Source organism: Bacillus sp. ISO11 (assembly GCF_003458115.1).
Lineage (GTDB): Bacteria > Bacillota > Bacilli > Bacillales > Bacillaceae_G > Bacillus_A > Bacillus_A cereus.
Window position 1 is genome coordinate 23519 of the sequence record NZ_QXCO01000041.1, and the last position, 12820, is coordinate 36338.

Sequence of the window (12820 nt, forward strand, 5' to 3'; positions counted from 1 at the left end):
GGAAACTAAAATGAGGTATAATTATATTTGCACAATAGATATCGTTTACAAATCCATTGTGCAAATTCTTGTATTAGCTCTTAATTAAATAAAAAAATGGAGGGCATGACATGGAAAATTATTATGATGTAGCGGTAGTTGGCGGTGGTCCGGTTGGACTTATGACAGCATGTGAATTAGCTATTCAAGGTGTAAAAGTTGTCGTTGTAGAGAGAAGATTAAATCGGATAAGAAATTCTAGAGCACTCACACTTCACCCTCGCTCCTTAGAATTAATGGCTATGAGAGGTATTGAAAATCGATTTTTATCTAGAGGGAAGAAATCAGATACAAGCCATTTTGCTGCCCTAGATACAAGATTAAACTTTAAAAATTTAGATACTGATTTTCCATATACGCTTTTTATTCCCCAATCCATTACAGAAGAAATATTAGAAGAGCGTGCGTTAGAATTAGGTGTAGATATTAAACGTGGTCATACATTAAAAGATATAAAACAGTATGAAACATTCGTACAACTAGAAATAGAACAAGCAGAAACAATATATAAAATAGAACTTCAATATGTAGTAGGCGCTGATGGCGCAAGAAGCGTAGTTCGTGAGTTATCACATATACCTTTTAATGGAACAGATACAACAACTACAGCTATATTAGGCGATGTCATTTTAGAAGATGTACCAGATAACCCATTTTTTTCTACATCTAATATAAATGGGTTAATAATAATGGTACCTATTGCACCTAATGTATTTCGTTTTGCAATTGTAGATCCTAAGAATCAGACAATACCTGTTCATGTTGCTGTCACAGAAAAAGAGCTTATCGATAGTATTTATAGTATTACAGGTGAACATGTTCAAATTAATAGCTCAATATGGCTTTCTCGTTTTGGAAATGCAACCAAACTAGCAAATACTTATCAACATAAGCGTGTATTCTTGGCAGGTGATGCAGCGCATATTCATTTCCCTGCAGGAGGACAAGGTTTGAATATAGGTTTACAAGATGCTTTTAATTTAGGGTGGAAATTGGGACTCGCTATAAAACAAAAAAAATATGAAAGCCTATTAGAAAGTTATCATTTTGAACGACATGCTGTGGGAAAACAATTTTTAAAGGATGTACAAGCACAAGAACAATTAATGATAAACTTTTCAAATGCAGGTATAGAATTAAGAGAGTTATTCTCGCATTTACTCACATACCCAGAGATGAATAAAGATTTAGCTGAAAGAGTAAGTGGCTTAGGGGTTATATATTCCTCTATGCATACGAAAGAAAAGCATCCATTAATAGGGAAAAGATGTACAAATCTTACTATTTCTTCTCAAAATAAGAAAACTTATAAACTCTTTGAATTGATGCAAGATGGTAAATATATTTTATTAATACATCCTTCTTATAAAGAAGAAATAGATAAAATAAACATTGATTCGCACACAAAGGTGGTTGTAGGAGAAATACAGGATTATCAATTAAAAAATATTGATGTCATTTTAATTCGCCCCGATGGTCACATAGCTTACATTGAGTATGATGAAAGAAAAGACTGTACAGATTTGAAAATAAAATTGAATAATTTTTAAAAACTACTATTTATGTAATGTTCTTATGGCAGTTAGCTTTTGCTAACTGCTTTTTATTATTAAGTATGTCCTCATCAAAATGATGAATCTCTAACTATTAGCTCAGCTCTTTCTATCTAGAAGAGTAGTTTGTACTTTTACTTAAAATTCCTTGAAAACAATTTGAGCATAAATTTTTCACATTAAAAAAGGAGAGATTATAATCTCTCCTTCTAATCCATACACTATATAATTAGCGAGTGAATCGACCGACAAGTTGTTCCTCAGCCATTGATATTAGACGTTTTGTAATTTCACCACCAACAGTCCGTTTGGACGAGCGGTTGCGTCTGCACCAAGTTGTATATCAAACTCTTATGCGATTTTATATTTCATTTGATCAATTACACTTTCAGTACCACGAACTAATAATTCGTTACGGCTTCCACTATTCTTACGTATACTCGTCAAATTTCATGTCCATACTGTTTAGAGACGGTAGTCCATGCCATTCGGATTGACCTCCAGCACATGATAAATTTATAACCGTTCCTATAATTAGGAGCGGTCTTATTTCATTTCCTATAATTCTAATGATAAGAAATCATTATTTGTTCCCTTTCGATAGCTATCTATAGTCACCTTTAGAGGGAAACATATCAATTTATTAGGAGCATACCTTTTTAATATGGATAATATAGTATCATTAGATTCCTTAAAGCCACTAAATTAACGTTTTTAAAAATGAAGGAAGCGTCTTAAAAATGGGCATAGCGTTGTAAACCCGCATTTTTCTGATGGTACCCCATGATTATCAACTTAATAATTTTATAAAACCCCCAGGATGAAAATTTTGTGTTTCTGATAGAGGGCAACTTATTTTTTCCTTTTGGGGAAGAATGTATTTCTTAACTTGATAGCAATGTAGTGAGACCGAATATCTGTCGAGCTAAACAAAGCAAGATGAATTTTTCATTGTAAATTAGAACGAAATTTCGTTTTTGGTGGTACTCTATGTCCCACTCTGACAGTGTTTACAGTACCCGTGTGTCCTTTCTGCATAGAAGAAAGCTGCAATCCCCAGTGTTATCCCCAAAAAGTAAATTCCTGCAAAAATTAATCCTACTCCACACCATACATATGTTGTCCATAAGGTCCTGCGTGGCTGCTCATTTAATCTTGGTTTTGACAGATTATTATTTTTCTTATTTTTAGCTAAAACTTCTTCTCTTCTTTTTTAGTGTTTTTCAATATATTTTTGTTATACAAGTACAGTATAAGACACGTTAATCACAAAAAAGTCTAAAATAAATCTACTTTTCTAATTTATGTATATTATTTAACTAATTTTCTGATTAATCTTCTTTGCTACTTTTAGATCTTTTGTTTTAAATCCGCTATTTATAGCCCATCTATAAAATAGAAATGCAACAATTGAAATCAGTACCATATCCCATCCATAAGTTATAATATTTAATCCACCAAATCTTTCACTTCCAATGTACGATATACAAATCATAAATAATAAATACCCCACAATCCATAATCCAGCTAAAAAATTCTTCTTAAATCCAACCCATTTTGTTTTTAATTGATAATAAAAATATATAGGTAAGCCCATAAGTATAATAAACATTACTTCTCCTGTTAATGGCCATCTTGCCCAATATAATGTTAATGATGCAAAAATGAACCCTAAAGGTGCAAAAATATTTAATCCTCTTATATAGAAAGGACGATGGAAATTAGGCGCTGTTTTTCTCAGAGTCATTACTGTTATAGGTCCAGTAACATATGAAATTAATGTCGCTACTGAAATAACTTCAGCTAAAATACCCCATCCTTTAAATAAAAATAAAAAAACAAAACAAATCATTAAATTAAACATCATGGCAAATCTAGGCACACCATATATAGGATGTAATTTCCCAAAAACTTTAGGGAAATATCCATTCTTCTCCATTCCGTATAGCATGCGTGACGTGGTTGCCATATAAGTAGTACCTGTACCAGAAGGAGATACAAAAGCATCTAAATATAATACAATAACTAACCAATTAATATTTAGTGCTATCGCTAAATCAGCAAATGGTGAATTGAAATTTAAATTCGACCATCCGTTAATTAACATATTGGGGTTTACAGCACCGATAAAAGCAATTTGTAATAATACATATATTACAGTTGCAATTAAAATGGATCCTACAACTGCCCGAGGAATAGATTTCCCTGGGTTCTTTGCTTCACCAGCCATATTAATTGGGCTTTGAAAACCATTGAATGCAAAAATAACACCAGATGTTGCCATAGCAGTTAATACATTTGACCAATTAGATACATGAAAATCCTGATGACTAGTAAAGTTCTCTCCATGAAATCCAACAAATAGCAATGCACCAATTGTAAGACCAGGAATTATAATTTTAAATATAGTAATTAATGAATTAACTTTTGCAAATAGACTAACTGTCCAATAATTTAAAAAGAAATATATGATTATAAGTAAAGAAGCCGCTGCAAGACCTTTGGAAGTCAACATCCCATTGTCTACTAAATCCTTGGCCCAACTTGCCCACTCCCAAGGCCATGAACTCATATATTGTATTGACGCTATCGCTTCAACCGGGATAACTGAGACAATAGCTATCCAATTAGCCCATGCAGCAATAAATCCTACAAAATCTCCATGTGAGTATTGTGTATATTTTACCATTCCGCCAGCCTCTGGAATCATGGCTCCTAACTCGCTATATGGTAAGGCAATAAATAATATTACAATCATTCCTAAGACCCAAGAAAAGATAGCAGCCCCTCCTGATATTTTGGCGGCCTTCCATGCACCAAATAACCAGCCAGACCCTAAAATCGAACCAATCCCAGTCATTGTAAGTGCAAAGGTTCCAAGCTTACGTTTCATATTTTTCATTTTTCACACGCTCCTCGTTCACAAAATAAATAGAATCCTCTTATTTATTAACCTTTTACTCATATATACTCCCCCCTTTTTATTTAAAGTAAGAATGTAAGTTTTATAGACCAATTCACTATAAAGTTTATCTCTAACCAACTCTTTATAATGTATGTATACCCTCTATAACTCTCTCTAAACCTAAAAACTTTTAACAATATTTGTTACGGAAAAACATCATAACCTAGTATGCCTCTATATTGAGGGTTCAACAAATCATGTTAGTGAAGCACTAATAATCACATTTGTTTGAGTGTACCTCTGCATTAAGAATATTTTAGTTTTAAAAGACGAAGTTCATCTTGTCTATGTTCTTAATTTGATAGGCATGAGATGCTCCCCCAGATGCATTCAAGATAGACACGAAAATGAAGGAAACTGTTATAGAAATTTCTCCATTTCTTTGGTAATGTATCGCTCCTTTCTTACAAAAAACTCAACTCTACTACGTCAAAAAGGTTCTTTATGAAAATATGTAGAATTAGCACATATACGGTATTTTATAAATGGAGAGGTGATTGTGTTGAAGCATTTAACAAAATCAAAAAATTCATTAATAGGTCTGAGAGGGTATTTGGAATCCTATCCGTTAACTTCATTTTTTGTAATGGCATATTTATTCTCTTGGGTTGTATTAATTCCATTTATCTTATCGCAATGGGGTACTTTTCCTAAAACAAAGGCATTTGATATTTTCTTTTTTGCTAATGCATTTGTAGGCCCTATGTTAGCAGCGTATATCATGTTTCGAACCCTTGAAGGCAAAGAGTCATGGAAAAAAGTTAGAAAAAGCATCCTATCTACTAAAGTCGGTTTGAAGTGGTACTTGTTTACCCTCATCGTTATCCCCACTGCAATGTTTCTAGGTATGGTGATATTAAATGGAGAGATACATACTTTCCGTGACCTTAATTTTGAATTTTTTATAACCTATCTCATCTCTTTTGTAGCAATTTTCTTTCTCGGTGGACCTTTACCGGAGGAAATTGGATGGCGTGGTTTCGCTCTGCCTAGATTACAATCAAAATTTGGACCGTTAAAAGCTACATTACTACTTAGTGTTTTGTAGACTTTTTGGCATCTTCCACATTTCTTAACGGCTGCCCAAAGGGGTGGAACGGGTTCTGACCTTTCTCTCCTATATATTCACTTGCTAATTTTTATTTTATTGTGTTTGCCGATCTCAATCATTCTCACTTGGATTTATAACTGTAATCACGGTAACGTATTTATTGTCATGCTAGTTCATGCAAGTGTAAATACGTTTAGCTTGGTACAAACTCATTCCACCAACGCTGTTTTAAAGAATACAGGTACATTTGTAGTGATAGGTCTGGGGTTTATTGCTTTGCTTATTCTTATTTTCACACGAGGCAACCTGAGATATAAACAAACTTCTAATGGATTAAAGTTCAGTAACAATGAAAATATAAGTAAATAGAAAAGAGATCCCTATAATAATAGGTTGATGGCAATGCTAACAAATTAAGAATTATATTCTTCCTCAAAACGAAAAAACGTCACACTTTATTGAAAGTGAAATAGAATTGTAAGTAAAGAAATTCTACCGATATTTTTTAGCATATACCTTGAATTAATTAGCTAAAGTAATAGGATTTGTTCAGTAGGAAAAGAATTTATAGATAAAGAATATAACTATATTGAATATAATGACGTGATTTTAACTTTAAGGAGGCGATGTCGATGAGAAAATATTTTTATTTGATTGGGCAAAAAAACAAGAGGATAACGTTTTACTAGCCCATAAACTACGTGGTTCCTCTTCAATATTAGAAGGAGAGTATCAAATTGAAGAAAATTTATTTAAAGCCTATTGACAAAAGTAATTGGGAAGAAGCAATTAGACTGTCTGTTAAAGAAGAACAGCAAACATTTATTGCATCCAACCTCTATTCTATCGCAGAAGTTCAATTTCTAGATCATTTCTACGCAAAAGGTATTTATCTTGATGAAAAAATGATAGGATTTACTATGTTTGGAATAGATCCTGATGATAATAATTATTGGATTTATAGACTTATGATTGATGGTAAATTTCAAGGGAAAGGTATAGGTAAACAAGCTATATATCTGGTTATTGATGAGATTAGACAAGATAACTATACAAGTATCCCTTTAATTATGATTGGATATGCTCCTGAAAATCTTTCAGCTAAATTTGTATATAAAAAGGCAGGATTTATTGAAACAAAATTATCTTCTTGGGGTGAACAGTTAGCTAAGTATTCTTTATAAGCACTTGGATTCTCCACGTTGAATATTAGCTTTATTAAAGCGGATATTTGTTTTTTATCGTTTTCTGACAGAAGACTCCTTCTTCAAAACCCCAATTTTAGGTGGGAGATGAATGTCGGTTGGCATAAGCCAACATATTTGCTATCATTTACTTGTACAGATTGCTCTTCGAAAACTGAAGATATGAGGTTGGTTGCAGAAAAACGTTGCAACCGTAAAAACTTCAACGTTCTATCGCCCCACGCTTCTCTAAATTGCGAAAACAAAGCTAAAGTAGGTAGTGTGGTGAGTCAGCGTACAAGATACTTATGTTCTCACCGTAGGGACTGCGGGTAGAGCCTGCTAAGATAACTGGTGGATACATCGGTGTTCGCAGGAATCTCCCACTTCAACAGTCCGTTAGGACGTTAAGTGGTAAGTAGTTCAATAAGATGGTTCTAATGTATAAATAACAAAGTAAGAGGAGCCTATAGTGACAGGCCCCCCCTACAAAAAAACTGTAGTATACATGTTAAAAATAAATTCATTTTACTAATAATGAATATCCACCATTTTTACCATCAAATTTATACACATTCAAATGATATTTTCCTTTATAGTATTTCCTTCATATTCACCACAAGCTAAATAATTTCACATGTCTTATTCATGATAAAACACCCATGTCATTCCAATATTTTATTTACCACGGAGATATCTACTTCTTTTGGAACTGTAACATCAAACGTATAAACATCTGTTTGATCAGGATTAATCATATTTCCTTTTACAAGCTTATTAAACCTGAGTATCTTCTCTTCTTCAAGCAATCCACCTGTTTGCGAGTCTTTTTTACAGTAACTTTTATTTGTTCTTTACTTTCTTTTCCTCTACTATCTTTAACTGTTAGTTCTACATTATATGTTCTTTTTTCTCCATATCCATAGCTAGGATTGGCTTTTGTACTTGTTCTACTTTTATATGAAAAATCCTCTTCAAAACGCAAATAAAAAAGGGCAATTTCAGCCCTTTTTTATTTATAAATCCTCTATATCATATTCAGTATATCCCTCATAATAGTAACTAATATCAATGCCTTTCATGAATACTTCACGGCTATTAATTTTATCTACTAGGGCATTTTTGAGTAAATGCTTAATTTCAATATCTTTAATCGGGCTGCGTTCCATTGCCAGTAAATAATCTTCTTTATCAATCCTATTCCAGTCAACCACCTGTTGAATTTCATTCTTAAAGATTAAATCTAACCATATTCTAGTCGCTCTACCGTTTCCTTCTCTAAAAGGATGAGCAATGTTCATTTCAACATACTTTTCAACGATTTCATCAAAGGTTGTTTGTGGCATATTGTTTATATGTTCTAGTGAATGGCTTAGATACATAACAGGAGCAAATCGAAAGTTTCCCTTCGCTATGTTAACCTTTCGGATCTTTCCAGCAAAGAAATAAATATCTTCAAATAGATAATTATGAATGTCAGAAAGACCCTTAAATGTGCCAACTTCTATGTGGTTTATTTCTCCTGAATCATATAAATCTTTGGCTTTCATTTTTGATAGTCGTTCTTCCACTCGATTCAATTCCAACTGATTTTTGATACCTAATTTATTTTCTAGCACGGTCATTCTCCTCTTTTTCTGCCATTAATTCTTTTAGCATATCCAAATCTTCTTGTGTGGCTAAATTCTTGATGAAACTTCTAGCCATAGTTTTATAATTGAGGTATTTCGCTTGTTCTGGATTACGTTTTTTATAGTTTTTTGTGGCTTCATTTTGCGCCTTGCTGTATGCCATTCTCTCCCTCACTTTCAAGTATATAAGCATATTATATATGACTTAGTAATATATTCAAGTGAAAGAAAAGCTAGTGCCGAAACCTTAGTCTATGGCTATATCAAATATATAATTTAAATTTTTATCATTTCACAACATTTATCTTTTAGAATAAGATAATATTCACCTTCAAAGCATCTTCTTCTCAAGATGCTTTACAAATTTATCGTTAAATATGGATTTTATTTTAAAAACATGTTTACTCAAAGAACTCATATACCCTTATAGGTGTTGTAAGAATTAAGGAGTGCTCTGGACAAGTACTCCTTAACTCTTACTAAATAACGATTTTACATGTAATGGAACTTCTAAATATAAAAAATATGACTCCTTTTCATAGACATTTACGTATAGTAAAATGCAAGATGATAAGTAAAAATTCTTATTTATTTTCTTCACTTTGAAATAATCTAATCCTTTGGATTTCACAATATCCCTAAGTATTCTTCTTACCTAATTTGGTGATATTTTTATTCATTACCCAGCTACTCTTTTATAATAATAGAAATACTTTCTTCTAACAATTCAAATCCATAACTTAAGCCTTCTTTGTCAATTGTTAAAGAAGATAACAACTTAATTACTTCATCATTAGGACCAGACGTTTCAATAATTAAATCATTATCAATTGCAATTGAGCAGATCTTTTTAGCTATTCCAAAAGTATTACACGCTTTTATTTAAAATAATCTCTCATATGTAATTAAGGTTTTTCACTCTCTGTAAAAAGTGATTTATGTTCTACTGGAGAAGAAAGCACTATTAAGGTTGTAGGCTTTCCATACTCTAAGCACAAATTAATATAGTCTTCGAGTGTATGTACTGATTCTGTCACTACCTTTGTTAGATAACTGTATAAACCGGCAATACGATGGCATTCGACTACATCTGGATGTTCCATTGCAAATTTTTTATATTTGTTGCAATCTCTTGGTTCCATTAAAACAAACGCGGTAATATGTTTTTTTAATTCTTTCGGATTAACAATCGTACGATAACTTATAATGACACCCTGTTCCTCTAGTCTTCTGACTCGCTCTGTAACAGAGGGGGAACTCAAACCTACCAGCTTTCCTATTTCAACCATACTTAAACGTGCATTTTCCTGAAGATGTGAAAGAATCTTTAAATCTGTTTGATCCATTAATGTATCTCCCCTTGATTAATTAAGAATACAATTAATAATTCTTAAATTTTTTAAGAAAATTATAATTAATACATAAATTATAGCATGTTATCTTTTTTTAAAACTTTATATAATTGATATCAATTAACGAAAGAGAGGCTGAGTATCTTGACACAACAATCATTGAAACGTTCAATTACTTGGGTACAAGGAACTGCATTAACCATAGGGGCTGTGTTGGGTTGTGGAATTCTTATATTGCCCTCAATTACTGCAAATAGCGCTGGACCAGCTTCGCTTTTATCTTGGGTTATCATGTCTATATTAGCTTTTCCCATTGTCGCAACTCTGGCGCATCTTGCTAAAATGAGTCCTAGTGCAGGAGGAATTACAGCTTATGTTCAAATGGCATTTAATGCAAATACGAGTGCAATCCTAGGATGGATTATGTTAGGATCTATTCCTATTGGATTACCTATTATCGCTTTAACAGGTGCCCATTATATTGGTTATGTTTTTCCAATAAGTAATGTAGGAGTTATAGGCATCGCGGCAGTAATTTTGATTACTTCTTTACTCTTACATATTAAAGGAATTGAGTTATCATCAAAAATAAGTGTGTTTGTCATTTGTATAATTTCACTTCTAATAATTGTGGCTGTTGTCGTTTCTATCCCCTATGTAAAATTAAGTTCTTTTACACCTTTTGTACCAAACGGATGGTCTTCTGTTGGAGCTTCTTCTGTAATTATCTTTTTCTCATTTGTAGGATGGGAGATGATAACCCCATTAGCTGAAGAGTTTAAAAGACCTGCTAAAGATATTTCCATTAGTCTATTTTTAGGGGCAATTTGCATCTCAATTATGTACATTGCAATATCTTTTGTAACAATAGGGACTCACTCATATGGTGATAAGAACCAGATAGCTTCCCTTAGCATTCTAATATCAAAAGGATTAGGACCAATAGGTACATATATAACCACTATTTTAGCAATTTTCATTTCGTTTAGTGCTGTACATGCTAACATTGCAGGTTTTTCAAGAATGATTTACGCCCAAGCTAGAGAAGGACATTTCCCTTCCTTCTTTGCTAAATTACATTCTAAATTCCAAACTCCAACTAGGGTTTTACTAGTTTTAGGCGGAATTTTTAGTTGTATTTTAATTTTTTATGGTATAGCACGACCAAATTTAGAGATGCTTCTAAAAGGCCCTAGTGTAATTTTTATTACCTCGTATATTTTTACAATGCTAGCTGCTCTTAAGTTATTAAAAGTTCAAGATATAGGTTGGTGGATGGCCTTCTTATCTTTAGTTATATGTATTTTTGTATACTCATTTAGTGGTTGGGCGATTTTCTATCCAGTAATCTTATCATTCATAGGTGGGATCTATATACTTATGAATAAAAGGTCCAGCACAGTAATCAATCATCAATTAGATACACCCAATGAAAAATAGTTTCATAATCTCTATAAACTAATTCTACAAATTATATAATGTTATTAACACTATCAGATTGGAATAGATATAAATTCTGCTAACTTATAATTAACTCAAATTAATTTTATGAAATATGAATAATTATGTGTATTCAAGAAAAACCCAGGATAACTTTTTAAAATCATCCTGGTTTTTTCTGTATAAAATGAATTTCGTTATTTTATTTGTTTCCCCAATTATATATTTCTTCACAATTAATAAACAAACATATAAATCATTTAATTATGTAAAAAATATATAATTAAATCCCCCTATAAACTATATAAAGTTCAAACCAGCATATCAGCGAAAGTAGATCCAACGTTGTTTTTACGCTTCATATGCTTTTCTAAATATATTTTAGTCGTTTGAATATTTTCATGGCCAAGTGTTTGCATTAAATGATATAAATCTGCATTACCTTGTTCTACTGCCATAATTGCGAAAGCATGACGGAATGTATGCGCCGTTACTGGATTTTCACGATACAGTAGAAACTCTAAGTTTGTCTTTTTTATCATATCTGTTACTTGATTCGATAATGTTTTAGAGTTATAAGTATTTCCTCTTTGATTTATAAATACCGGACTCTCATCCCCTTTATCCAATACCGTTTGGAATCCTCTTCTCAGCCTCATTTCACAAATACACTGATATAAATGTTCCGAAATAAAAAGTTCACGCACTTTATCCCCTTTTCCAGTGACTTTTAACCAGTACTTTCCGTCGTAATGTAAATCTTTCACTCTCGCGGTGCACAATTCTTGAATTCTTGCACCAGTACTTGCTAGAGCCAGTAAAATTGTATAGTTTACTAAATGTCCTCTTTCTTTAAAAAACCCTAAAATTTTCATAACCTCATCATAGGATAGGTCCCGATTTGGCCGATCCTGCTCATTTACATTTGCGCGCTGTAGTTCTTCATGAAGAGGCTTTTCAATATAAGAAAATGCATGAAGATGTTTTAGAAAAGAACGAATGAGCACTGTTTTCTTTGCAAGTGTTGCGACTGCATATGTGTCACCATTCCTACCGTTCTCTACTCGTTTCAGCCAAGAATTGTATTTACGAATATGCCAAGGTTGCAATGTTTTCAATAAAGAGTCATTTTTCTGTACCTCTTCCCCATTCAATTCAAATTCTTCTGCATGCTGCACCATGCACTGACAAAATGACAAGATTTCAGAAACATAACTCTTTTTCGTATCCTCTTTTCTATTCTTCTTCTCATCCATATCTTTTTGTAAATGTACGAAATGATAAATAACTTCCAGGTCACTTAAATACGTATATTTACTCTTTCCCTCTTTTTCTGCAAGCTCCATTTTCTCTTCCAATTTATCCACATAACTATCGTTATACAGAAATGGAACTACATCTCTTAAATTCTCTACATATGTATCTATATATTCACTATGTTTATTTATAATAGATAAATTTTCTTTTTCATTTTTATTATCCATATTTCAAATTTACCTCTCCTATTGAAGATTATAATAATACTTCTCTTTATTACCTATAATTATTATTTTATTTTACTTCTATTAATTATACAAATGATAATTCATTATCCTTCTGTAAGAA

The 12820-nt window shown here is 32.2% G+C and carries 8 protein-coding genes and 4 pseudogenes; 4 read left to right on the top strand and 8 right to left on the bottom strand.

The features are described from left to right. Positions 1 to 110 precede the first annotated feature (110 nt). Positions 111 to 1589: an FAD-dependent oxidoreductase gene (locus D1166_RS27485; RefSeq protein ID WP_065230030.1), complete on the top strand. Its 1479-nt coding sequence runs from the start codon at positions 111 to 113 to the stop codon at positions 1587 to 1589. A gap of 232 nt (positions 1590 to 1821) precedes the next feature. Here the strand turns inward: D1166_RS27485 and D1166_RS27490 are convergent. Then, positions 1822 to 2030 (bottom strand): annotated as a pseudogene (locus D1166_RS27490) (alpha/beta-type small acid-soluble spore protein). An 877-nt stretch (positions 2031 to 2907) separates the two neighbouring features. Continuing rightward, positions 2908 to 4494 (bottom strand): APC family permease, encoded by a 1587-nt coding sequence (locus tag D1166_RS27495; RefSeq protein WP_065230031.1) that lies wholly within the window; start codon positions 4492 to 4494, stop codon positions 2908 to 2910. A 565-nt stretch (positions 4495 to 5059) separates the two neighbouring features. On the opposite strand from D1166_RS27495, the pseudogene D1166_RS27505 reads away from it, so the two are divergent. Together D1166_RS27505 and D1166_RS27510 are read left to right on the top strand one after the other, a co-directional pair. Continuing rightward, a pseudogene (locus D1166_RS27505) lies at positions 5060 to 5977 on the top strand (CPBP family intramembrane glutamic endopeptidase). A gap of 368 nt (positions 5978 to 6345) precedes the next feature. Then, positions 6346 to 6792, top strand: coding sequence for a GNAT family N-acetyltransferase (locus tag D1166_RS27510; protein WP_000725630.1), 447 nt, complete (start codon positions 6346 to 6348; stop codon positions 6790 to 6792). Between the two features lie 523 nt (positions 6793 to 7315). Here D1166_RS27510 and D1166_RS32220 read toward each other — a convergent pair. The 5 genes and pseudogenes from D1166_RS32220 to D1166_RS27540 all read right to left on the bottom strand — a co-directional run. Beyond that, positions 7316 to 7741 (bottom strand): annotated as a pseudogene (locus D1166_RS32220) (collagenase); the annotation flags it as partial. 67 nt (positions 7742 to 7808) lie between these two features. Continuing rightward, complete coding sequence (gene fic / locus D1166_RS27525; protein ID WP_065230032.1) at positions 7809 to 8417, bottom strand: protein adenylyltransferase Fic; 609 nt, start codon at positions 8415 to 8417, stop codon at positions 7809 to 7811. Beyond that, positions 8398 to 8586, bottom strand: a complete 189-nt coding sequence (locus tag D1166_RS27530; RefSeq protein ID WP_000331756.1) for a hypothetical protein — start codon at positions 8584 to 8586, stop codon at positions 8398 to 8400. The genes fic and D1166_RS27530 overlap by 20 nt, the downstream gene beginning before the upstream one ends. 524 nt (positions 8587 to 9110) lie before the next feature. Next, positions 9111 to 9299, bottom strand: a pseudogene (locus D1166_RS32225) (diaminobutyrate--2-oxoglutarate transaminase); the annotation flags it as partial. Positions 9300 to 9328: 29 nt separating this feature from the next. Beyond that, a complete protein-coding gene (locus D1166_RS27540) occupies positions 9329 to 9769 on the bottom strand; it encodes an Lrp/AsnC family transcriptional regulator (RefSeq protein WP_000372879.1) in 441 nt (146 codons plus the stop codon). Between the two features lie 150 nt (positions 9770 to 9919). Here D1166_RS27540 and D1166_RS27545 point away from each other — a divergent pair, with 150 nt between their 5' ends. Continuing rightward, positions 9920 to 11215, top strand: a complete 1296-nt coding sequence (locus D1166_RS27545; protein WP_065230033.1) for an APC family permease — start codon at positions 9920 to 9922, stop codon at positions 11213 to 11215. Positions 11216 to 11526: 311 nt separating this feature from the next. Here D1166_RS27545 and D1166_RS27550 read toward each other — a convergent pair whose 3' ends face one another. Beyond that, the gene (locus tag D1166_RS27550; RefSeq protein WP_000369036.1) at positions 11527 to 12699 is read right to left on the bottom strand and encodes a tyrosine-type recombinase/integrase; all 1173 of its coding nucleotides are present in this window, start codon (positions 12697 to 12699) and stop codon (positions 11527 to 11529) included. Positions 12700 to 12820 lie beyond the last annotated feature (121 nt).